This is a genomic window from Alterluteimonas muca (assembly GCF_021191595.1).
Lineage (GTDB): Bacteria > Pseudomonadota > Gammaproteobacteria > Xanthomonadales > Xanthomonadaceae > Luteimonas > Luteimonas muca.
In genome coordinates this window covers 24,054-45,004 of the sequence record NZ_JAIWPS010000006.1, presented here as the reverse complement: position 1 = coordinate 45,004, position 20,951 = coordinate 24,054, and the positions used below count along the sequence as shown (strand labels likewise).

The window sequence follows — 20,951 nt, the reverse complement described above, 5'->3', positions numbered from 1 at the left end:
AGGTGTATCGGCGCCGGGGGAGCGGCCGTTCTGGCGGCAGTATTTTACGCGTCGCGTGTGAATGCGGGGCAGCCGCGAACAGGCAGGCAAGCCGATGCACTCGACGGGGAAGTGACCAGCCGGCTGCTACGGTAGGCGGATGCAGGGAATCGAATTCGACAATGCGTTTTTGCGCGCGCTTCCGGGCGATGCGGAAACGGGACCTCGCCTGCGCCAGGTGCACGGGGCCGCCTGGTCCCGGGTGGATCCCTCGCCCGTATCGGCGCCGCGGCTGCTGGCACATTCGCCGGAGATGGCGCATGCGCTGGGGTTTTCGGAAGCAGACGTGGCCTCGGAGGAATTCGCGCAGGTCTTCGGTGGCAACGCGCTGCTAGCGGGCATGGAGCCGTTCGCGGCCAATTACGGCGGCCACCAATTCGGGCACTGGGCCGGGCAGCTCGGCGATGGCCGGGCGATCACCCTGGGCGAGCTGGTCAACGCCGCCGGCGAACGCTGGGAGCTGCAGCTCAAGGGCGCGGGCAGGACGCCCTATTCGCGCATGGCCGATGGCCGCGCCGTGCTGCGCTCATCGATCCGCGAGTTCGTCTGCAGCGAGGCCATGCACCACCTGGGCGTGCCCACGACGCGGGCGCTGAGCCTGGTCAAGACCGGGGAGATGGTTGAGCGCGACATGTTCTATGACGGCAATCCGCGCGACGAACCGGGCGCCGTTGTGTGCCGGGTGGCGCCGTCGTTCATCCGCTTCGGCACCTTCGAATTGCCGTACTCGCGCGGGGAAACCGACCTGCTGCGCACGCTCGCGGACTTCTGCATCCGCCGCGATTTCCCGCACCTGCAGGGTGAGGGTGAGACGCTCTACGCCGACTGGTTCGGGGAAATCTGCGAGCGCACCGCCGGGCTGGTAGCGCACTGGATGCGCGTGGGCTTCGTCCACGGCGTGCTCAATACCGACAACATGTCGATCCTTGGCCTGACCATCGACTATGGCCCCTACGGTTGGCTCGAGGACTTCAACCCCGACTGGACGCCCAACACCACCGATGCCCAGGGCCGGCGCTACCGCTTCGGCTGGCAGCCCCGCGTGGCGCAGTGGAACCTGTCGCGGCTGGCCCAGGCGCTGTCGCCACTGTTCGGCGATGCGGCGCCGCTGCAGGCCGGCCTGGACCGCTACGCCGAAGTGTTCAACGCCACCGAATCCCGGATGCAGGCGTGCAAGCTCGGCTTTTCGCAGTGGCAGGAGGGTGAGGATGACGACCTCTTGACCGCGCTGCGCACCCTGATGGTGGACGGGGAGGTGGACATGACGCTGTTCTTCCGGTCCCTGGCCTCCGTGGATGCGCAGGCGCCTTCGCTGCAGGGCTTGGAGCATGCCTTCTACGATCCGGCAAAACTGGAAGCGACGCGTGCGGCGTTCGACGACTGGCTGGAGCGCTACGCGGCGCGCGTGCGCGAGGATGCGCTGGCGCCGGAACGGCGCCGCGAAATGATGGACACCGCCAATCCGCTCTACGTGCCGCGCAACTGGCTCCTGCAGCAGGCCATCGACCAGGCGGAGCAGGGGGATCCGACGGGTGTGCACGAGCTGATGGACATATTCCGCGAGCCATACCGGGAGCAGCCCGGCCGCGAGCGTTTCGCCGCGCGCCGGCCGGAGTGGGCCCGGTCGCGCGCGGGCTGCTCGATGCTGTCCTGCAGCTCCTGAGCCAGCCGCCTCAGGGGATCTCGAATCCGGATTCGTCCGCAGGGATGGACGCGCGCTGGAACAGCTCCGGGCCGATGAGCGAGGCGACCTCGTCCTCGCAGGTCAGTGCGCGCACGGTCCGGCCGTCTTCCTGCACCAGCACGCCGGCCTTCTCCCATCCGCGCCCGATGCCGGTGTACACCGTGTACTCGCGTCCATCGCGGTCAAAGCGCAGGTACGCGCCGCCGCCGCCCGAATACATCAGGGTGCCGGAGCGGAACGCGGCAGCCTCGGCCATTCCGGTCTCCGGCCAGCGGGCCGCGGCCTCGCCGGTTTCCACGTAGCGCAGCCGCGATGCATCCTGGGATCCGCACAGCGCGACCCCCTGGCCGGCGCCGGTGGCGCAGGCGAACACCACGGTTTCGTCGACGGCGCACGCGGACGCGGCTGCGCCGTCCGCCGTTTCCGGCTCAAGGGCCGCCGTGCCCCCGGAGCAGGCCGCCACCATCAAAGCCAGTGCGGCCGCGACAACCGGCTTCATGCGCTCAGGCCAGGGCGGCCTGGGCACGTGCGTAATACGCCTGGCGATCGGCCAGGCCGTTGGTGCCACCGTTGATCAGGCGGGTGACCTGCACGAAGTCGCCGCTGTCGGCAGCGGTGTTGATGTCGCGGCTGGTCCAGTACCAGGCGGCAATGCGCGCGGCGTTCTCCGGCTGTGCCGCCAGCTGCGGGTTGTTGACCAGGTCCAGCCCAAGTGCCCGGCCGGCCTCGGTGTAGTTGTAGCGCCCGGTCACCTGGATGTAGCCGCGGCCCTTGTAACGCACGCCGTCGCCGGGCTGGGTGTTGCCCAGGTCGGCGCGGCCCTCGTAGGCGGCGCCGCTGGCGATTTCTTCCATGTAGCGGAAGCCGCCGCTCTCGTGCGCCAGCTGGGCAATGAACATCGCCTGTTGCTGCGGCGTATTGATATTGGCCTCGGCCATGGCCGCGTTGAGGTTCTGCGCGATCGCGGGGGCCTGGCCGGGATCGAGGCCAGGCACGATCTGCAGCAGCTGCTGGCCGGTGATGCCGTCGCCGGGTGCGCCGGCGCCGCCGATGGACACGTTGCCCGATGCGCTGGACGCCGCGAAGCTGGCCGGGGAAGCCTCCGGGCCACCAGCGGCCGCGGCGTCGGCGGCGGGGATCTGGATGCGGTCGCCGGGGTAGATCAGGTCCGGGTTGAGCACCTGCGGATTGGCCTGGATCAGCGCCTGCAGCGAAACCCCATTCTGCGCGGCGATCGCCCAGAGCGTATCGCCATGCACCACGCTGTGCGCGCGGTTGTCCGCAGGGGGCAGGCTGGTTGCCGGATGGTTGCCAATGGGGGAAACGGACATGCTGCGTGCTCCTTCGTGGAGCCTCCGCCGATGCCGGAGGCGCGTGGATCCAGTGCCCCGATTGGAACAAATCCCTTCCGCGCTGCCAGCTAGGGCTGGCCCTAGCACCGCGCCGGTAGAATGGGCGCATGTCCCTGATCACTCTCGAAGGCGTCGACGTCAGCGTCGGCGGACCGCTGCTGCTCGAACAGGTGGGCCTGTCGATCGGTGCCGGCGAGCGCGTGGCCCTCATCGGTCGCAATGGCGCCGGCAAATCGACCCTGCTGCGGGTGATGTCCGGCGACCTGGCCCCGGATGACGGCCAGGTGCGCGTGGCCGACGGCGCGCGGGTGGCGCGGCTGGAGCAGGAGGTGCCGGCGGGTGCGGCGGGCAGCGTATTCGACGTGGTCGCCGCCGGCGCGGGCGAGCTGGGCGCGGTGCTGGCCGAATTCCACCGCCTGGCGCACGCGGACCCGGTGGATACCGACGCGCTGGCCGCGGCGCAGGCGCGGATCGAGGCTGCCGGTGGCTGGACCCTGGACCAGCGGGTGGAATCGATCCTGGACCGGCTGGGCCTGGACGGCGACGCCCAGTTCACGCGCCTGTCCGGCGGCCTCAAGCGCCGGGTGCTGCTGGCCCGCGCGCTGGCCTCGGAGCCCGACGTGCTGCTCCTGGACGAGCCCACCAACCACCTGGACATCGCCGCCATCCACTGGCTGGAGGAGTTCCTGCGGGCGTGGCCGGGCGCGCTGGTGTTCGTGACCCATGACCGCCGCTTCCTGCGGGGGCTGGCGACACGGATCATCGAGATCGACCGCGGGCAGGCGACCGACTGGCCCGGCGACTGGGACAACTACGTGCGCCGGCGAGAGGAGCGCCTGAATGCCGAAGCCCAGCAGAACGCGCGCTTCGACAAGCTGCTGGCGCAGGAGGAGGCCTGGATCCGCCAGGGCATCAAGGCGCGGCGCACCCGTGACGAGGGCCGGGTGCGGAGATTGGAGGCGATGCGCGTCGAGCGCGCCGAGCGCCGCGCGCAGACCGGCAACGTGCGCATGCAGGCGGCGCAGGGCGAAGCCTCCGGGAAGAAGGTGGTCGAACTGCAGGACGTCTCGTTCGCCTACGGCAAGCGCACCCTGGTGCGCGACTTCTCCACCACCATCATGCGCGGCGACCGGATCGGCCTGATCGGCCCCAACGGCAGCGGCAAGACCACCCTGCTGCGCCTGCTGCTGGGCGAGCTGGAGCCGCAGCAGGGCCGTGTGCGGATCGGCACCCGGCTGCAGGTGGCGTACTTCGACCAGTACCGCGACACCCTGCGCGAGGACTGGAATGCGCTGGAGAACGTGGCCGAGGGCCGCGAGTACGTGGAGATCAACGGCGTGCGCAAGCACGCCATCGGCTACCTGCAGGATTTCCTGTTTACCCCCGAGCGGGCACGCGCGCCGATCACCCGGCTGTCGGGCGGCGAGCGCAACCGCCTGCTGCTGGCCAAGCTGTTCGCGCAGCCAGCGAACCTGCTGGTGATGGACGAACCCACCAACGACCTCGACGTGGAGACCCTGGAACTGCTCGAGGAACTGCTGATGGACTACAGCGGCACCCTGCTGCTGGTCAGCCATGACCGCGAGTTCCTCGACAACGTGGTGACCTCGACGCTGGTGATGGAGGGCGAGGGCCGCGTCGGCGAGTACGTCGGCGGCTATTCCGACTGGCTGCGGCAGCGCGCCGCCGCGACCGCCAGCGCGCGTCCGGCGCCTGCGGCGACGGATGGCGGCACGCGCGGCACCTCTCCGGCACCGGCGAAGCAGGCGCCGCTGCGGCGCAAGCTCGGCTTCAAGGAAGCGCGCGAACTCGAACAGTTGCCGGCCCGCATCGAGGCACTGGAGGCACAGCAGGCGGCGATGACCGCGGAAATGGGCGATCCGGCGTTCTTCCAGCGCGATGGCGCGGCGATTGCCGCCCACGGCGAGGCGCTGGCCCGCGTGCAGGCGGAACTCGAGGAAGCCTATCGCCGCTGGGGCGAGCTCGACGGCTGATCCGGACCCCGCGGGCGCGTGCCCGCGCGCCCGCGGCAGGTTCCTGCCGGACCGGCGACGTATCTACGGCGAGCGCAGCATGCGGAATTCGGCCGGCTGCGTGCTGCCGTCGACGACCGGCACCGCCTCGGCGGTCACGAACATCCGCTCGCCTCGCGGCGTGAACAGCGCGGCGTGCAGCCCGAGCCGCGCGTCCCCTGGAACCTTCGCCGTGGAATAGCGCATCGTGAATGCATACGGCGGGCCGGGAATCGAGCTGAATTCCTCCCGGGCCAGCACATCGTTGCCGCGCGACATGTCGACCAGCTCCACCCGTAACACCGAGTCGGCCGGCATCAGGAGTTTTTCGTGGAAGGTGGCGCGGCCCTCGATGGTTGCGCCGGCGCCGTCCACTGGTTCCGGCGTGGCGGCGCAGGCCGAGAGCGAGGCGGCAGCGATGCAGGCGGCGATCAGGGCAGGGCGCATGACGGATCTCCAGTGGGCAGTCCGAGGCTAGCGCCAGCCGGGTTGCACCGGAGTCAAGGCTGCACCCGGAACTCCACCAGCACTCCGAAGTGATCGGACGGCCACGTGCCGTCGCCCGCGGGGACGTCGAGCACCCGCCGCGCGGCGCGCGGTTGCAGGCGCGCGCCGCGTGCGAACACATGGTCGATCCGTCGGGCGCGCTCGAAGTGGTGCGGGTTGAGCGTGGTCCGCGCGGCGGTGCCGGGGTCCGTGGCGGCCACGGCGTCGACGAAGCCGGCTGCGTCCAGCGCCTGCAGTTCGGGCGCATCGGCTTCGGCGTTGAAGTCGCCCACCAGCACGCTGGCGTCCGATCCGTTGCGGTCGACGTGCGCCAGCACGCCGTCGAGCTGGCGTGCGCGGATCGCCGCGCCGTCGTCGGTCCAGTGCAGATGGGTGTTGAACACGTCCACCACGCGACCGTGCACGTCCAGCCGCAGGTGCGCGACGGTGCGCGAGTCCTCCAGTGGCTCCAGCCGGGCCTCGCTGCGTGCCAGCACCGGCAGCCGCGACAGCAGCGCGTTGCCGTAGCGGTGCGCCTGCCGGGGTGGATCGGTGGAGACGAAATGGACGGTGTAGCCGAGTGCCGCGCCGATGTCCTCGGCCTGGTTGCGCAGACCGTCCTTCTGCAGCACTTCCTGCAGTGCGATCACGTCGGCATCCAGCGCACGCAGGCCGTCGATCACCAGCGGGCGGCGGCGCGGCCAGTGGTCGCGGTCGTGGTACAGGTTGAGGGTGACCACGCGCAGCGCCGGTGCATCGGCCGGGTGGCGAGGGGACTGTGCGCAGGCGGCCCGTGCCATGCACGCGGCGGCCAGCACCGCGTACAGCCGGCCGGTCATGGCGCGGCGTCGGTCCGGTACACGGGGTACAGGCCGAAGCGCTCGTCCCAGGCGCTGTGGCGGCGGTAGAAGAAGTCCAGGCGTGCACGCGGATCGGCGGCGAAAGCCGCGTCCTCGCGCAGACGGCGCTCGAACGCCTCGCGCACTGCCGGGTCGGCCTCCAGCATCTCGCGGGCGACGGCTTCGGCGACGTACGCCTCCATGTACTCCTTGCGCTCGAAATGGTTGTTGAAGGCGCCCCATGCGGCGAGCGCGTCCGGCGCCTGCGGCTCCAGCAACGCCATCACCAGCCGCGCCTTCGGCTGCGCGATCGGCACGAACAGGGCGCCGGCGGCGAGATCACGCCGCTCGTCGCGCCAGCCGCCCTCAAGCTCCAGCCGCTGCAGACCCTCGACAGGGGCGCCGGCGAAGCGGATGTCGTCGGCGCGGAACGCCTGCACCGGCGCCAGGGCGAGCGCACGGTCGATGCGGCGGTAGTCGATGCCGTGGGTGCGCAGTGCACGCTCGACCCGCGCGGCCTGCGCGGGCGGCACCAGGTAGCCGGCGCGTGGTGCGGTGGCGGTGCGTGCGGGCACCAGAGTGTCGCGCAGCGGCACCCGCCACAGCTGCGGCGTGGATTCGTCATAGCGGGTCATCAGCGCGCCGGAGACGTCCGATGGCGTGCGGGTGTAGGCATAGCCGCGGAAATCCAACGTGCGCACGTCATCGGTGGCGCTCCAGTCGAGCGGCACGTCCTGGCCGCCGAGCGCCGCGGCGCGGCGGTCGGCCTCATGCGCGACGCGCATCCAGTCGCGGCCATGGCGGGCGACGTGGTCGAGCACCGACACGATGGTGTTGCGGGTGATCCGCACCCGCACCGGGTATTCCTTCCAGGAGTGGGTTTCGACCAGCATCGCCAGCCGGTTGCGCAGCAGGAAGTAGCCGGTGGAGAAGCGCGGCGGCGACACGCCGTCGACGAAGCCCGAGTCCGGCTCGTCGTGGCGCACGAAGGACGGATAGAACGGCAGCGGCAGTGAGCCCTGCGCGGCCAGGTCGGCCATGACCCCGTCGCGCAGCTGCAGCCCGGCCGCGCGCAGGGCGTCGTCGCCGGCGTGCAGCGGTTCCACCTGGATGGAGATGTCGTGCTCGAACTGCGCGCCATTGGTGGCGTGCAGGTCGATGTAGGCGATCGGGTCCCAGGCCTCGACCAGCGCCAGCATCGCCTGCATCTCGGGCGCTTCGGCCTTGGCGTAGTCGCGGTTGAGGTTGAGGTTCTGCGCGGTGGTGCGCCAGCCCATCTCGCGCGGGCCGCGCTGGTTGGGGCGGTTCCAGGCGCCGAAGCGCTCGTGCCCGTCGACGTTGAACACCGGTACGAACACCCAGACCAGCTGTTCGAGCGTGCCGGTCGCGGCATCGCCGTCGAGCGCTTCGCGCAGGGCCAGGAAGCCCGCGTCCTTGCCGTCGATCTCGCCGGCATGGATGCCGCCCTGCATCAGCACCACCGGGATGCCGGAGTCGCGCGCGGCGTCGGGCGTCAGCGCGCCGCTGCGCGACACCGCGAGCGCCTTCATCGGCCGGCCTTCGGGCGTGGTGCCGAAATCGAAGCAGCGCACCGCGTCGGGATAGGCGGCCTGGAAGGCATCGCACAGGGCGATTGTCTCGACGTAGCGGCCGGTCTCGACGAAACCGCTGCGCTCGGCGTGCGTGGTGAGGTCGACCGCGGCGGCGGGGCCGGCGACGGCGATCAGCAGGGCCAGGGCAAGGCGGTGCGGGAGGCGACGCGGCATGGCGGACGGCTCGGGTGACAGGGCCGCCGATGGTAACGAGCCATGCACCCGTGCCGGCCGTGCCATTCGTTGGTCCCGGCGACGGACCCGATCGGCTACCCTTGCCCGCTTTCGCCCGTCCCTGGCCAGAGAATGTCCACGACTCCCGCTTCCGCTTCCCCGGCCAACGGCCGCATGCCCCGCCAGATCGGCTACATCATCGGCAACGAGGCCTGCGAGCGCTTCAGCTTCTACGGCATGCGCAACATCCTGGTGCCGTTCCTGATCAGTTCGGTGCTGCTGGCCTACCTGCCGGCGGGAAGCGAGCGCGACGCGGCGGCCAAGGACATCTTCCACATGTTCGTGATCGGCGTGTACTTCTTTCCGCTGCTGGGGGGATGGCTCGCCGACCGCTACTTCGGCAAGTACCACACGATCCTGTGGTTCTCGCTGATCTACTGCGCAGGCCATGCCTGCCTGGCGCTGTTCGAGAACAACGCGACAGGCTTCTATACCGGCCTGTTCCTCATCGCGCTGGGCTCGGGCGGCATCAAGCCGCTGGTGGTGAGCTTCTGCGGCGACCAGTTCGACCAGACCAACAAATCCAAGGCCAAGGTCGTCTTCGACGCCTTCTACTGGATCATCAACTTCGGCTCGTTCTTCGCCTCGCTGCTGGCGCCGCTGTTCCTGCGCCACTACGGGCCGGCCGTGGCGTTCGGCATCCCCGGCGTGCTGATGTTCATCGCCACCTTCATCTTCTGGCTGGGGTGCCGCGAGTACGTCAACGTGCCGCCGTCCGGGCGCGATCCGCATGCCTTCCTCGAAGTAGTGAAGTCCGCGCTGCGCGCGCAGGCGCCGGGGCAGGGCCGTCCCGGCCTGCTGGTGGCGATGACAGGCATGGTCTCGGCGGCGTTGATGCTGGTGCTGTGGGCGCTGTCGGCCACGGTCGGCGTCGACTTCTGGCCGACCGATTTCAACTTCGTCATCACCGCCTGCCTTGCGCTCGGCGTGATCATCGCGCTCGGCGGCTGGGGCGCCTCGCTGCAGCTCGAGCGTGCGCGTGGCGCGCATCCGGATGCCGCGGTGGACGGCGTGCGCGCGGTGCTGCGCATCCTCATCGTGTTCGCGCTGGTGACGCCGTTCTGGTCGCTGTTCGACCAGAAGGCCTCGACCTGGATCATCCAGGGCCGCGAGATGGTGATCCCGCACGAGGCCGGCTGGTGGCCCAGCTGGCTGATCCAGGACGCGGCGCAGATGCAGGCGCTCAATCCGCTGCTGGTGATGCTGCTGATCCCGTTCAACAACATCGTGCTGTACCCGCTGCTGCGGCGGCTCGGCTTCGTGGTGACCGCGCTGCGGCGCATGGGCTGGGGCATCGCCATCTCCGGCGTGTCGTGGATCGCAGCCGGCATCCTGCAGCTGTGGATCGACAGCGGCGCGGAAGTCTCGCTGGCATGGCAGAGCCTGCCGTACCTGTTGCTGACCTTCGGCGAGGTGCTGGTCTCGGCCACCGCGCTGGAGTTCGCATACAGCCAGGCCCCGCACGCGATGAAGGGCGTGATCATGGCGTTCTGGTACCTCACCAGCACCTTCGGCAGCCTGTGGGTGCTGCTGACCAACGCCGGCGTGCGCAACGAGGCGGTGACCGCGTGGATCGCCTCGTCGGGGCTCAGCGAGAACGCGTTCCTGATGTTCTTCTTCGCCGCATTCGCGTTCGTCGCCGCGCTGGCATTCGCCCTCTATGCACGGCGCTACCCGATGCAGGACAACTACCGCATCGCCTGATGCGGCCACAGGCCCCACATGATGAACTCCGGACCCGTCACCCTGCTGCTGATCGCCGTCACCGTGCTGGTGTCGTGGCAGGCGTTCGCCAACCCGCGGCTGATCGAGCGGCTGATCCTGTGGCCGCCGGCGATCGACCGCAGGAAGCAGTACGACCGTCTCGTCACCCACGGCTTCATCCATGCCGACTGGGGCCACCTGCTGTTCAACATGATCACGCTGTTCTTCTTCGGCGGCCTGATCGAGCGTGCGTTCGCGCCGTATATCGGCGCGGTGGGTTTCGCGCTGTTCTACATCTCGGCGATCGTGGTCGCGATCCTGCCGACCTGGCTGCGCCACCGCCACGACCCGCACTACCGCAGCCTGGGTGCGTCGGGCGCGGTCTCCGCGGTGCTGTTCGCCTTCGTGCTGCTGAGCCCGTGGTCGCTGATCTTCGTGTTCTTCCTGCCGATGCCGGCGATCCTCTACGCGGTGATGTACGTCGGCTATTCGATCTGGATGGACCGGCGCGGCGGCGACAACATCAACCACAGCGCCCACCTGTGGGGTGCGGGGTACGGCGTGCTCTTTACCGTGATCATGGAGCCGCGGGTGATTCCGGCCTTCCTGGAACGACTGGCAAGCCCTTCGTTCTTCTGAGATTCCCGCCGCGCGCGGCACCTGCCGGCCATGGGCCGGCGCGCTCACTTCCGCTGAAAGTCCTCTGTGCTAAAGCTGTCCGCACAGCCATACAGTGGAGTCACCCGCAATGCTCATCACCCGGGCCAAGGCCACCGCTCTCCTCAACCAGAAGGAGATGGAGCTCTACACCGACAGCCGAGTGAACACGCTGCGCCAGCTCGATGCGAAGGCACTCACCACCCGCGTCGGCCGTGCACGCGACGCACGCGACCGCGCCCGCGACCTGGTGCAGCGACAGAAACTCGCATCGCGCGACCGCACCGGTGCCAAGCGCGGGACCAGCGGCACGGCCAACGAGCGCAGCAAGGAGAAGGCGACGCTGCTGTCGGACATCCTGTCGCGCTTCGAGGCGCAATTGCGCCAGGTCGAGCGCGACGACCGCAGGGCCGCCAAGGCCGCGGAGAAGACTGCCGCGACGGCTGCGTCGGCGCGCAAGCCGGCGTCGAAGCGCAGCGAAGCGTCAGCGCCGGCGAAGCCGGCCGGCGGGCGGCGCAGCGCTGCATCCGGTGAGCCGGCCAGCGCGACCCGCAAGTCGTCGGCGAAGGGCACGCCGGCCGGCGGCGCCAGGGCGACACGCGCGTCCACCAGATCGGCGGAGCCGTCGAAGGCTGCAAAGAAGGCTACGGGCACCGCATCCGCTGACGGCAAGGCTGCGGGCAGGTCCGCGACCGGGGCGTCCAAAAAGGCGCGTCCCGCGAAGAAGGTACTGACGCCCGAGCAGGCGCTCGAACGCACCCGCGAACTGCTGGAGGCCAAGCAGCAGCAGGCGCGCCAGCCGAAGTCCTGGGAGACCCTTGGTGGCACCGCCGCTGAAGCCGGATCCCCGGGTTACCAGTCCGAGGAAGCGGCACGGCGGGCCGAGCAGCTGCACGAGGGCGAGGCCCGCGTCCCGGCCATCCACGGCAGCAACAGCACCCGTGACCGCATCAACCAGGGCAAGCGCGACGCGCGCCGTTCGCCCGCAACCGGGGACTGAGCATGGCCACGTCCGCCGATGTCCGTCATGACGCCCAGCGCGGTAGGTTCGAGCTCGACATGGATGGCGAAACCGCCCATGTCGAGTACCGCCGCGAGGGCGACACCATGGTGGTCCTGCACACGATCGTGCCGGAGGCGCTGTCCGGCCGGGGCATCGCCGGCACGCTCAATGCCGCGGCACTCGGGCATGCCCGCGCGGCGGGTCTGCAGGTCGATCCGCAGTGCGAATACACCGCGTCCTACGTGCGCCGGCACCCCGGTTATGACGACCTTCTGGTCGGCGGCGAGCGGTCGTCGTAAACGCGTTTTGCCCATTCACACTTTCGATTCGAACTAGGGTATCGTGCGCGAACTGTTCAAGGCCGGGATCACGGTACATCGTGGCTCCGATGCGGTAGATCAAAGCTGTACGGCCAGACGGCCGGGACGATCCGCTCCATCGCTTTCGCGTTACCCCTTGCTAGACAGTCTCGGCTCCGCCACGGCGGGTCGTGCCAAACCATCAACAACTGTTGTATCAAGGAGTAACACCATGTCCGAGCGTCAGAGCGGTACCGTCAAGTGGTTCAACGATGCCAAGGGCTTCGGCTTCATCACCCCGGAAAGCGGCCAGGACGTGTTCGTCCACTTCCGCTCGATCCAGGGCACCGGCTTCAAGTCCCTGCAGGAAGGCCAGCGCGTCTCCTTCAAGGTCGTGCAGGGCCAGAAGGGCCTGCAGGCTGACGAAGTGCAGCCCGAGTAATCCAGCCCTCACGGCAGGATCGAAAGCCCGGCTCCGGCCGGGCTTTTTCGTGGGCGACGTTCGGACGTGAGCGGGGCGGGCCGCACGCGCACGCTGCTTGCATGGGGCCATCACGCAACGCCCTTTAGCCTCGTCACGACATTGAACAGGGGAACGCAGACGATGAAGTACTGGTGGATCGGGCTGGCCGTGCTTGCGCTGGCCGCGTGCGGCCGCAACGAGGAGGCGACCACCATCCCGTCGACGCCGGCAGCGCCGCAACAGGTGGGCGATCCTGCCGGGGCACCACAGCAGGCGCCGGCGCTCGAGGACGTCATCGAGCAGACGCCACGCTACATCGTCGGCATCAGCTATCCGCCCGAGGCGCGTCGCTATCCCGGACTTGCGGCCGAGCTGCACCGTTACGGCCAGGCCGCCCGCGGCGAGCTCGTGGACGCGGCAGCCAGCGCGGGCGAGGCGCCCGGCGGGCTTGCATACGACCTTTCGCTGGAATTCCGGATGCTCGCGGAAACCCCGCAGCTGGTGGCGGTTGCCGCCGACGGCAGCAGCTATACCGGCGGTGCGCATGGCAACCCGCTGGTGGCGCGCTTCGTCTGGCTGCCGCAGCAGGAACGCATGCTGCGTGCGGCCGATCTGGTGGCCGGGCCGGACGGCTGGGCGGCGATATCGGCCTACGTGCGCGAGCAGCTGCACGCGGTGCTGGGCACCCGGATCGATGCCGAGGAACTCTCGCCCGAGGAGCGCCACGAGGCGTTGCGCACCGCAGGGCGGATGATCGATGACGGCTCCGGGCCGGAGCCCGACAATTTCGATTCCTTCGAGCCCGTGCTCGATCCGCAGGGCCGCATCGAGGCGCTGCGCTTCGTGTTTCCGCCGTACCAGGTGGGCCCGTACGCCGACGGCACCCAGAGCGTTTCGGTGCCTGCGCATGTGTTGCTGCCGCACGTGGCCGCCGAGTATCGCGGATTGTTCTCGACCGACATGCCGGCACCTTCGATCAACGATGCGGGCGTCGACGGCGCGGACTGGCGCCGCGAGAACGGATAGCCGGGCGCCTGGTCCCGGCTATTCCCCCGCCAGGCTCGCCGGGCCGGGAGCTTCCGGCTGCTGCGGACCTACGGGGCGCTGAGTGCGGCGACGTCCGCGCGGGATGATCAGGCCGCCGCACCCAGCAGTCGCGCCGCCCCCGACAGCGTGGCGCCAAGATCGCCATCGAGGCGCAGGCCGGCAAGGGCGTCCGCGCGGGTCACGCCACGATTGAGGATGGCGAGCGGCAGCCCGCGCTCGTGCGCCATCCGCGCGAAGCGGAACCCGGAATAGACCATCAGCGACGAGCCGGCCACCAGCAGTGCATCGGCCTGTTCGAGGGCGTCGCATGCAGCGATGTAGCGTGCACGCGGAACGTTCTCGCCGAAGAACACCACGTCGGGTTTCAGCAGGCCGCCGCAATCGGCGCAGTGTGGTGGCAGATAGGCGCGCTCGGCCTCCATGTCGATGTCGGCGTCGCCATCCGGTGCGGCCGTGGCGGGGCCGGGCGACCAGCCTGGATTGAGCGCATCGAGTCGCGGCTGCAGCGAGGCGCGCGGCAGCCGGCTGCCGCAGCCCAGGCAGACCACCGCATCCAGGCGACCGTGCAGGTCGATGACGGACTCGCTGCCGGCACGCTGGTGCAGGCCGTCGACGTTCTGGGTGACCACGATCGACAGCGGGCCGTTGGCGCCGAGCGCGGCCAGGGCGTGGTGGGCGTCGTTGGGACGGGCGCGGTCGAAACGCGGCCAGCCGACGTGGCTGCGTGCCCAGTAGCGGCGGTAGGTCGCGGGGTCGCCGGTGAACCCCTGCCAGGTCACCGGCGGCGGACGTGTCCACTGACCGTCATCGCCGCGGTAGCCGGGGATGCCCGACGCGGTGCTGCAGCCGGCACCGGTCAGCACGAAGATCCGCCGATGGCCCGAGAGCCAGTCCGCCAGCCGCACTGCGTTGTCGGGGGCGGGGGCGGGAAGCGGGGAGGGCATGGGCTGCATGCTTCCATCGTACCGGGCCAGAAACTGGAAGACGGGCAATATCGCGCCGCTCGCCGTTGCCGTCCGGGAACTCGAACCCAACCAACCTGTGGCACGCAAAGGACACAGAAGGTGTTCCGGCACGATCGCGTGCAGCCGGGTGCCCGTGCGCTCGTGCGTTGCTTCGTTGTGATCCGTGGTGGCCGCGGCGGGCCGCCCGCAAGCCCACCGAGGGGCCCCTTTTCGATCAGGAGAAGAGCCAAAAAAAAACCGCCCGGATCGCTCCGGGCGGTTCGCTCGCCATCAGGCGAAAAACGTTACCTGTTGACCGGCTCCGGGGTGCCGGCATCCGGCGCTGCGGAGTCGTCGGCCGAACCGGCCAGACCACGCTTCACCAGCAGCGGCTGGATGTCCGGTTCGGCACCGGAGAAGTCGCGGAACAGCTGCAGCGCATCCTTGCTGCCGCCCTGCGAGAGCAGGGTGGCGCGCAGGCGGTCGCCGTTGGCGCGGGTCAGGCCGCCGTTGTCCTCGATCCACTTCACCGTATTGGCGTCGAGCACCTCGGACCAGATGTAGGCGTAGTAGCCCGCCGCATAGCCGCCCATGATGTGGCTGAAGTAGGTGGTGCGGTAACGCGGCGGCACCGCCGCGAAGTCCACGCCCGCCTCGCGCAGGGCGGTGGCCTCGGTGGCGAGGATGTCGCCCGGCTCCGGCAGCCGGTTCGCCGGCAGCTGGTGCAGGTGCTGGTCGAGCATCGCCGCACCCAGGTACTCGGTGGTGGCGAAGCCCTGGTTGAACTGGGCGGCCGCGGTCACCTTGTCCAGCAGGGCCTGCGGCATCGGCTCGCCGGTCTCGTAGTGCTTGGCGTAGTTGGCGAGGATCGACGGCCAGTCCGCCCACATCTCGTTGACCTGCGAGGGGAACTCGACGAAGTCGCGCGGCACGCTGGTGCCGGAGAAGTAGGGGTACTCGACGTCCGAGAACATGCCGTGCAGCGCATGGCCGAACTCGTGGAACATCGTGGTGACCTCGTCCCAGGTCAGCAGGGTCGGCTCGCCCGCCGGCGGCTTGGTGATGTTCTGGTGGTTGGCGACCACCGGCTTGGTGCCCATCAGCTCCGACTGCGACACGTACGAGTTCATCCACGCACCGCCACGCTTGGAGTCACGCGCGTACGGGTCGAAGATGAAGATCGCCAGCTTGCTGCCGTCGTGGTCGAACACGTCGTACACGCGCGTGTCGGGGTGGTACAGCGGCAGGTCGGTGCGGTGCTTGAAGGTGATGCCATAGAACTCGGTGGCGGCATGGAACACGCCGTTCTCGAGCACGTTGACCATCTCCAGGTACGGCTTGAGCTGCGACTCGTCGAAGTCGTACTTGGCCTGGCGCACCTTCTCGGAATAGAAGGCCCAGTCCCACGGCTCGAGCTTGAAGGTCGGCTCGCCCTTGGCGGCCTGTTCCTGGTCGATCATCGCCTGCAGTTCGGCGGCTTCGCGGCGCGCGTTGGCCACGGCCGGCGGCGCCAGCTGGCGCAGCATGTTGTTGACGGCGTCCGGATTCTGCGCGGTCTCGTCGTCGAGCACGTAGTGCGCGGTGGTCGGGAAGCCCAGCATGCCGGCGCGTTCGGCGCGCAGCTTCAGCACCTGCGACACGATCTCGCGGTTGTCCCACTGGTTGCCGCGGGCGCCACGCACGACCGATGCCTCGTGGATGCGCTGGCGCAGGTCGCGGTTGGTCAGCTGCGACAGCGGCGGCTGGCCGGTGGTGTTGAGCAGGGTGACGACGTACTTGCCTTCGTGGCCGCGGGTCTTGGCGGCATTGGCGGCGGCGGTGATCTGCTGCTCGGTCAGGCCGTCGAGCTCCTCGCGGGTGTCGACCACCACCGCGGAATCGTTGACCTCGGCCAGCACGTTCTGGCTGAAGGTGGTGCCCAGGCGGGCGAGCTCGCCGTTGATTTCCTTCAGGCGCGCCTTCTGCCCCTCGTCGAGGTCGGCACCGGCGCGAACGAAGTCGTTGTAGTAACGCTCGACCAGCCGCACGCCCTGCGCATCCAGACCGAGCGAGGCGCGGTCGTCGTGCAGGGTCTTGATGCGCGCGAACAGCTCGGGGTTGAGGGTGATCTCGTCGCGGTAGGCGGCGAACTTCGGCGAGTACTCGGCCTGCAGGCGCTTGCGCTCGTCGTTGGTGTCGGTGCCGACCAGGTTGAAGAACACCCGGGTGGCGCGGCCGAGCAGCTGGCCGGCCTTTTCCATCTCGAGGATGGTGTTCTCGAAGGTCGGTGCCTCCGGGTTGCTCGCGATGCGCTCGATCTCGGCCAGGTGCTCGCGCATGCCGGCGTCGAAGGCGGGCGCGAAGTGCTCATCGCGGATGCGGTCGAACTGCGGGTACTGCAGGTCAAGCGGGCTGACCTGGAAGAAAGGATTGGCCTGCTGCGCTTCCGAGGACACGGCAGCGCCCTGCGGGGCGGCGGTGGTCTGGGCGAGCGCGGGGGCGCCAAAGCCGGCGATGGCGGCGGCGAGCGCGAGGCTGAGCGGGTGCTTCATGCGGCGGATTCCTGCTACGTCGGAACCACCAAGAATATCCCACCGCTACTGGCCGGGACCCATGACCATCGGCATGGGCGCCGGCAGGGTCCGCGCGTCGATGGCCCGCCGACCCGCCGACCCGCCGGCAGGTCGTCAGCGGACGATCGTCACCGGCACGTCGGCCTGTGCCAGCACCTTGCCGGAGACCGAGCCGAGCAGCATCCCGGAGACCGCGCCGCGGCCGCGCGCGCCCATCACGATGAGGTCGGCGCGTGCCTTGCGCGCGACCTCGACGATGGTGGTGGCGATGTCGCCGACCTCGCGGCGCTCCCTGAAGTCCACCTTGGCGCGGGTGAGCGTCTTCACCGCGGCATCGATCATCGACGCGTGCGACTCCGCGTGGTGGCGCGCGGCGGCTTCGGCGCCGATCTTGCGTTCCACGCCGGGGAACAGCTCCGGGTTCACCGCGACCAGGGTGATCTGCGACTTCTCGTTCCCGCGCGCGAGCTTGATCGCGAACTTGACGGCACGCTGGCTGATTTCGCTGCCATCCACGGCGACGACGATCTTCATTGCGGAGCTCTCCTGGCGAGTGGCGCGATTGTAGTCGCAAGCCCCCGACGCATGGAACGTGCGACTCAGCGCTCGACGAAGGCGCGCTCGAACACGTACTGGCCGGGCGTACCGATGCGCGGCGCCGCACTGAAGCCACGGGCATCGAGAAGTGCGCGGAAGTCGGCCAGCATCTGCGGGCTGCCGCAGACCATCGCGCGATCGTGCTCGGCGTCGAGCGCCGGCAGTTCCAGTTGCTCCATCATCCGGCCACTGTCCATCAGCGCGGTCAGCCGGCCCTGGTGATCGTGGCCGTTGAACGCGAACGCCTCGCGGGTGACGGCCGGGTAGTACAGCAGCTTCGCGCTGATCTGCTCGCCCAGGAACTCGTGCTGCGGCAGTTCGCTGGTGAAGTAGTCACGGTAGGCGAGGTCGGCCTCGTGGCGCACGCCATGGCACACGACCACCCGCTCGAAGCGTTCGTAGGTCTCCGGGTCCTTGACCACCGACAGCCACGGCGCCAGGCCGGTGCCGGTACCCAGCAGATAGAGGTTGCGGCCGGGGTGGAGGTCGTGGATCAGCAGGGTGCCGGTCGGCTTGCGGCCGATCAGCACCTGGTCGCCGGGGCGGATGTCCTTCAGCCGCGAGGTCAGCGGGCCGTCCGGCACCTTGATGCTGAAGAACTCCAGCTGCTCCTCCCAGTTGGCGCTGGCGATCGAGTACGCGCGCAGCAACGGCTTGCCGTCCACCAGCAGACCGATCATCACGAACTGTCCGTTCTCGAAACGGAAGCCGTCGTCGCGGGTCGTGGTGAAGCTGAAGTAGTCGTCGGTCCAGTGGCGGACGTCGAGCACCGTCTCGGTGCCGAAAGCGGAGGACATGCGCGGGTAAGGCCGTGGGGAAACGGCCCATTCTATCCGATGCGAACCATTCTCATCGAACCTGCACGCCCCGGCTGGCAGCCTGCCGCGATGGACACGTTGTGGACGATCGGCCATTCCACGCGGACGCTGGAGGAATTCGTGGCCCTGCTGCACGAGGCGCGGATCGCCTGCGTGGCCGACGTGCGCCGCTACCCGGGATCACGGCGGCATCCGCATTTCGCGGCGGAGGCACTGGCCGAGAGCCTGCCGGCACACGGCATCGACTTCCTGCCGATGCCGGCGCTGGGTGGGCGCCGGCGGCCACGGCCGGATTCGCCCCATACCGCCTGGCGCAACACCAGCTTCCGCGGCTATGCCGACTACATGGACACCCCGGCGTTCGCCGCCGCGCGTGAGCACCTGATGGAGACCGCCCGTGAAAAGCCCACGGCGGTGATGTGCGCCGAGGCGATGTGGTGGAGCTGCCACCGCAGCCTGATCTCCGATGACTTCAAGGCGCGCGACTGGACGGTCATCCACCTGATGGGCCCCGGCAAGTCGCAGGAACATCCCTGGACCGGAGCCGCGCGCATGGTCGATGGGCGGCTGGACTACAGCGCACCGGAAGATGCGCAGGGCGAGCTGGGGTTCTGAGTCCGGCGCGGGCCTCCGTACTCTCAGCGGTAACCGGCGGCCTGCAACTCGAACAGTTCCGCGTAGCGGCCGCCGGCGGCCATCAGCTGGTCGTGGGTGCCACTGGCTTCCAGCTGCCCCTGTTCCAGCACCAGGATGCGGTCGGCCATGCGCACGCTGGAAAAGCGGTGGGAAATCAGCACCGCGGTGCGCTGGTGCGACAGTTCCTTGAAGCGACGGAACACCTCGTATTCGCTGCGGGCGTCGAGCGCGGCGGTGGGTTCGTCGAGGATCATCACCTGCGCATCGCGCATGTAGGCGCGGGCGATGGCGATCTTCTGCCACTGCCCGCCGGACAGGTCAACTCCGGTCTTGAAACGGCGCCCGATCAGCTGGTCGTAGCCGCCGGGAAGCTCGGCGATGACCTCGTCGGCCATCGCCCGGCGCGCGGCATCGACGATGCGCTCGCGATCGTCCATCGCGCCGATCTGGCCGACGCCGATGTTCTCCGCGGCGGTGAGGTGGTAGCGCACGAAGTCCTGGAAGATCACCCCGATATTGGCGCGCAGGTCGTCGAGGTCGTAGTCGCGCAGGTCGCGGCCGTCGAGCAGGATGCGGCCCTCGTCGGGGTCGTACAGCCGTGCCAGCAGCTTCACCAGGGTGGTCTTGCCGGCGCCGTTTTCGCCGACCAGCGCCAGCACCTCGCCGGCGCGCAGCTCGAAGTCCAGGTGCCGCACCGCCCAGCGTTCGGCGTCCGGATAGCGGAAGCCGACGTTCTCGAACACGAAGCCTTCGCGGATCGGCCGCGGCACCGGCACTGCGCCGGGCCTGGAGCGGATTTCCGGCTCGATGGCGAAGAACGAGAACAGGTCCTCGAGGTAGAGCGCCTGCCCGGCCACCTGCGAGAAACCGATCAGCAGCCCCTCCAGCAGCTGGCGCAGGCGGCGGAAGCTGCCGGCAAGGAAGGTGAGGTCGCCGATCGAGAAATCGCCGCGGATGGTGCGCCAGACGATGTAGGCGTAGGCCACGTAATAGCCGAGCGTGCCGAGGGCGGACAGCAGCGTGCCCCAGAACGCGCGGCGCCGCGCCAGTGCGCGGTTGGCGCGGTAGAAACCCTCGGCAAGCGTCCGGTAGCGGTCGATCAGGAAGCGGTGGAGGTCGAAGATCTTGACCTCCTTGGCGCTCTCCACGCTGGCGCCGGTCTGGCGCACGTACTCCAGCTGCCGGCGTTCCGGCGTCCAGTGGAAATTGAGGGTGTAGCCCAGCGCGTTGAAGTGCGATTCGCCGACGAAGGCCGGCAGCAGCGCCACCGCCAGCAGCAGGATCAGCCATGGCGCATAGATCAGCAGGCCCGCCGCGAAGCTGGCCACGGTGACGATGTCCTGCACCTGGCCGAACAGCTGGCCGAGCAGGCTCATCCGCCCCATCGTCTGGCGGCGTGCGCGGTCGAGCTTGTCCTGCAGCTCCGGGTCCTCGAAGTCCTCGAGGTCCAGGGTGGCGGCATGCTCCATCAGCCGCACGCTGGTGGCATTGGTGAACAGTTCCGACAGCAACCCTTCGGCATACGACACCAGCCGCCCCAGCAGGTCGGACAGCACCGCCAGCCCGAACTCCGCCAGCACCAGCCACAGCAGGTAGTCGAGCTGGCCGCTGTCCCAGGCCTGGCGCAGATCGACGAACCCCAGTCCGAGGCCGACCAGGCGCACCACCTCGTCGATGATCAGCTTGCCGATATAGAGCATCACCACCGGCATCACCGCACGCACCAGGCGGATGCCGAGCGCGGTCAGGGTGAGGGTGGGGCTGGTGGCCCAGACCTGGCGCAGGAAGGGCGGCAGGTTGCGCATCGCATTGAAGCGCTCGCGCAGGCTGGGCTGGGCATGGGACGGGGCGGTTCCGGGGGGCTGGGGCATCGCGCGATTCTGCCGTTCATGGTGTGGTCGTGGCGGTCACGACTGCCCGGCGCACCGGGCCGGCGGATCCGGGCATCCGCGTATACTCGCGTGTGGCGTCGCCCCGGGCGATGCCGTGCCCC

The 20,951-nt window shown here is 69.3% G+C and carries 19 protein-coding genes; 9 read left to right on the top strand and 10 right to left on the bottom strand.

All coding sequences use genetic code 11. The features are described from left to right. The first annotated feature begins 139 nt into the window (after positions 1 to 139). Positions 140 to 1,702: a protein adenylyltransferase SelO gene (locus LDO11_RS09475; protein WP_232141334.1), complete on the top strand. Its 1,563-nt coding sequence runs from the start codon at positions 140 to 142 to the stop codon at positions 1,700 to 1,702. Positions 1,703 to 1,712: 10 nt separating this feature from the next. Here the strand turns inward: LDO11_RS09475 and LDO11_RS09470 are convergent, their stop codons facing one another. Both LDO11_RS09470 and safA read right to left on the bottom strand, forming a co-directional pair. Further along, complete coding sequence (locus LDO11_RS09470) at positions 1,713 to 2,222, bottom strand: hypothetical protein (protein WP_232141333.1); 510 nt, start codon at positions 2,220 to 2,222, stop codon at positions 1,713 to 1,715. Positions 2,223 to 2,226: 4 nt separating this feature from the next. Continuing rightward, entirely contained in the window at positions 2,227 to 3,054 is an 828-nt protein-coding gene (safA, locus tag LDO11_RS09465) for a SafA/ExsA family spore coat assembly protein (protein ID WP_232141332.1), read from the bottom strand. A gap of 128 nt (positions 3,055 to 3,182) precedes the next feature. Between safA and LDO11_RS09460 the strand changes: the two genes are divergently transcribed. Then, positions 3,183 to 5,069, top strand: coding sequence for an ATP-binding cassette domain-containing protein (locus tag LDO11_RS09460; protein ID WP_232141331.1), 1,887 nt, complete (start codon positions 3,183 to 3,185; stop codon positions 5,067 to 5,069). Positions 5,070 to 5,132: 63 nt separating this feature from the next. On the opposite strand, the gene LDO11_RS09455 is transcribed toward LDO11_RS09460, so the two are convergent. Genes LDO11_RS09455 through LDO11_RS09445 form a run of 3 tightly spaced genes read right to left on the bottom strand, consistent with a single transcriptional unit; the run spans position 5,133 to position 8,178 of the window. Then, the gene (locus tag LDO11_RS09455) at positions 5,133 to 5,534 is read right to left on the bottom strand and encodes a YbaY family lipoprotein (RefSeq protein ID WP_232141330.1); all 402 of its coding nucleotides are present in this window, start codon (positions 5,532 to 5,534) and stop codon (positions 5,133 to 5,135) included. A gap of 53 nt (positions 5,535 to 5,587) precedes the next feature. Then, a complete protein-coding gene (locus LDO11_RS09450; RefSeq protein ID WP_232141329.1) occupies positions 5,588 to 6,412 on the bottom strand; it encodes an endonuclease/exonuclease/phosphatase family protein in 825 nt (274 codons plus the stop codon). Beyond that, positions 6,409 to 8,178, bottom strand: coding sequence for a M14 family metallopeptidase (locus tag LDO11_RS09445; protein WP_232141328.1), 1,770 nt, complete (start codon positions 8,176 to 8,178; stop codon positions 6,409 to 6,411). The genes LDO11_RS09450 and LDO11_RS09445 overlap by 4 nt, the downstream gene beginning before the upstream one ends. A 132-nt stretch (positions 8,179 to 8,310) precedes the next feature. Between LDO11_RS09445 and LDO11_RS09440 the strand changes: the two genes are divergently transcribed. From LDO11_RS09440 to LDO11_RS09415, 6 genes are all read left to right on the top strand, one after another. Continuing rightward, positions 8,311 to 9,942 carry a POT-type proton-dependent oligopeptide transporter gene (locus LDO11_RS09440; RefSeq protein WP_232141327.1) on the top strand — a complete coding sequence of 544 codons (1,632 nt, stop codon included), beginning with the start codon at positions 8,311 to 8,313 and terminating at the stop codon, positions 9,940 to 9,942. An 18-nt stretch (positions 9,943 to 9,960) separates the two neighbouring features. Next, positions 9,961 to 10,581 (top strand): rhomboid family intramembrane serine protease, encoded by a 621-nt coding sequence (locus LDO11_RS09435; RefSeq protein WP_232141326.1) that lies wholly within the window; start codon positions 9,961 to 9,963, stop codon positions 10,579 to 10,581. Between the two features lie 109 nt (positions 10,582 to 10,690). Beyond that, the gene (locus LDO11_RS09430; RefSeq protein WP_232141325.1) at positions 10,691 to 11,599 is read left to right on the top strand and encodes a hypothetical protein; all 909 of its coding nucleotides are present in this window, start codon (positions 10,691 to 10,693) and stop codon (positions 11,597 to 11,599) included. Positions 11,600 to 11,601: 2 nt separating this feature from the next. After that, positions 11,602 to 11,901: a GNAT family N-acetyltransferase gene (locus LDO11_RS09425; RefSeq protein ID WP_232141324.1), complete on the top strand. Its 300-nt coding sequence runs from the start codon at positions 11,602 to 11,604 to the stop codon at positions 11,899 to 11,901. Positions 11,902 to 12,133: 232 nt separating this feature from the next. Then, positions 12,134 to 12,343, top strand: coding sequence for a cold-shock protein (locus LDO11_RS09420; protein WP_129135635.1), 210 nt, complete (start codon positions 12,134 to 12,136; stop codon positions 12,341 to 12,343). Positions 12,344 to 12,505: 162 nt separating this feature from the next. Then, positions 12,506 to 13,390, top strand: a complete 885-nt coding sequence (locus tag LDO11_RS09415; RefSeq protein WP_232141323.1) for an RsiV family protein — start codon at positions 12,506 to 12,508, stop codon at positions 13,388 to 13,390. A 107-nt stretch (positions 13,391 to 13,497) separates the two neighbouring features. On the opposite strand, the gene LDO11_RS09410 is transcribed toward LDO11_RS09415, so the two are convergent. The 4 genes from LDO11_RS09410 to LDO11_RS09395 form a co-directional block, all read right to left on the bottom strand. Further along, entirely contained in the window at positions 13,498 to 14,355 is an 858-nt protein-coding gene (locus tag LDO11_RS09410) for an NAD-dependent protein deacetylase (protein ID WP_232141322.1), read from the bottom strand. Between the two features lie 305 nt (positions 14,356 to 14,660). Then, the gene (locus tag LDO11_RS09405; RefSeq protein ID WP_232141321.1) at positions 14,661 to 16,886 is read right to left on the bottom strand and encodes a M3 family metallopeptidase; all 2,226 of its coding nucleotides are present in this window, start codon (positions 16,884 to 16,886) and stop codon (positions 14,661 to 14,663) included. A 135-nt stretch (positions 16,887 to 17,021) separates the two neighbouring features. Continuing rightward, entirely contained in the window at positions 17,022 to 17,441 is a 420-nt protein-coding gene (locus LDO11_RS09400) for a universal stress protein (protein ID WP_129135639.1), read from the bottom strand. Positions 17,442 to 17,506: 65 nt separating this feature from the next. Beyond that, a complete protein-coding gene (locus LDO11_RS09395) occupies positions 17,507 to 18,301 on the bottom strand; it encodes a ferredoxin--NADP reductase (protein ID WP_232141320.1) in 795 nt (264 codons plus the stop codon). 39 nt (positions 18,302 to 18,340) lie between these two features. Here LDO11_RS09395 and LDO11_RS09390 point away from each other — a divergent pair, with 39 nt between their 5' ends. Continuing rightward, positions 18,341 to 18,937, top strand: a complete 597-nt coding sequence (locus LDO11_RS09390; RefSeq protein ID WP_232141319.1) for a DUF488 domain-containing protein — start codon at positions 18,341 to 18,343, stop codon at positions 18,935 to 18,937. A 23-nt stretch (positions 18,938 to 18,960) separates the two neighbouring features. Here LDO11_RS09390 and LDO11_RS09385 read toward each other — a convergent pair whose 3' ends face one another. After that, complete coding sequence (locus LDO11_RS09385) at positions 18,961 to 20,829, bottom strand: ABC transporter ATP-binding protein (RefSeq protein ID WP_232141318.1); 1,869 nt, start codon at positions 20,827 to 20,829, stop codon at positions 18,961 to 18,963. Positions 20,830 to 20,951: the final 122 nt, after the last annotated feature.

Bases quoted from the DNA above. Each gene is read 5' to 3' on its own strand.
- LDO11_RS09475 (WP_232141334.1), top strand. From the start codon at position 140: ATGCAGGGAATCGAATTCGACAATGCGTTTTTGCGCGCGCTTCCGGGC.
- LDO11_RS09470 (WP_232141333.1), bottom strand. From the start codon at position 2,222: ATGAAGCCGGTTGTCGCGGCCGCACTGGCTTTGATGGTGGCGGCCTGC.
- safA (WP_232141332.1), bottom strand. From the start codon at position 3,054: ATGTCCGTTTCCCCCATTGGCAACCATCCGGCAACCAGCCTGCCCCCT.
- LDO11_RS09460 (WP_232141331.1), top strand. From the start codon at position 3,183: ATGTCCCTGATCACTCTCGAAGGCGTCGACGTCAGCGTCGGCGGACCG.
- LDO11_RS09455 (WP_232141330.1), bottom strand. From the start codon at position 5,534: ATGCGCCCTGCCCTGATCGCCGCCTGCATCGCTGCCGCCTCGCTCTCG.
- LDO11_RS09450 (WP_232141329.1), bottom strand. From the start codon at position 6,412: ATGACCGGCCGGCTGTACGCGGTGCTGGCCGCCGCGTGCATGGCACGG.
- LDO11_RS09445 (WP_232141328.1), bottom strand. From the start codon at position 8,178: ATGCCGCGTCGCCTCCCGCACCGCCTTGCCCTGGCCCTGCTGATCGCC.
- LDO11_RS09440 (WP_232141327.1), top strand. From the start codon at position 8,311: ATGTCCACGACTCCCGCTTCCGCTTCCCCGGCCAACGGCCGCATGCCC.
- LDO11_RS09435 (WP_232141326.1), top strand. From the start codon at position 9,961: ATGATGAACTCCGGACCCGTCACCCTGCTGCTGATCGCCGTCACCGTG.
- LDO11_RS09430 (WP_232141325.1), top strand. From the start codon at position 10,691: ATGCTCATCACCCGGGCCAAGGCCACCGCTCTCCTCAACCAGAAGGAG.
- LDO11_RS09425 (WP_232141324.1), top strand. From the start codon at position 11,602: ATGGCCACGTCCGCCGATGTCCGTCATGACGCCCAGCGCGGTAGGTTC.
- LDO11_RS09420 (WP_129135635.1), top strand. From the start codon at position 12,134: ATGTCCGAGCGTCAGAGCGGTACCGTCAAGTGGTTCAACGATGCCAAG.
- LDO11_RS09415 (WP_232141323.1), top strand. From the start codon at position 12,506: ATGAAGTACTGGTGGATCGGGCTGGCCGTGCTTGCGCTGGCCGCGTGC.
- LDO11_RS09410 (WP_232141322.1), bottom strand. From the start codon at position 14,355: ATGCCCTCCCCGCTTCCCGCCCCCGCCCCCGACAACGCAGTGCGGCTG.
- LDO11_RS09405 (WP_232141321.1), bottom strand. From the start codon at position 16,886: ATGAAGCACCCGCTCAGCCTCGCGCTCGCCGCCGCCATCGCCGGCTTT.
- LDO11_RS09400 (WP_129135639.1), bottom strand. From the start codon at position 17,441: ATGAAGATCGTCGTCGCCGTGGATGGCAGCGAAATCAGCCAGCGTGCC.
- LDO11_RS09395 (WP_232141320.1), bottom strand. From the start codon at position 18,301: ATGTCCTCCGCTTTCGGCACCGAGACGGTGCTCGACGTCCGCCACTGG.
- LDO11_RS09390 (WP_232141319.1), top strand. From the start codon at position 18,341: ATGCGAACCATTCTCATCGAACCTGCACGCCCCGGCTGGCAGCCTGCC.
- LDO11_RS09385 (WP_232141318.1), bottom strand. From the start codon at position 20,829: ATGCCCCAGCCCCCCGGAACCGCCCCGTCCCATGCCCAGCCCAGCCTG.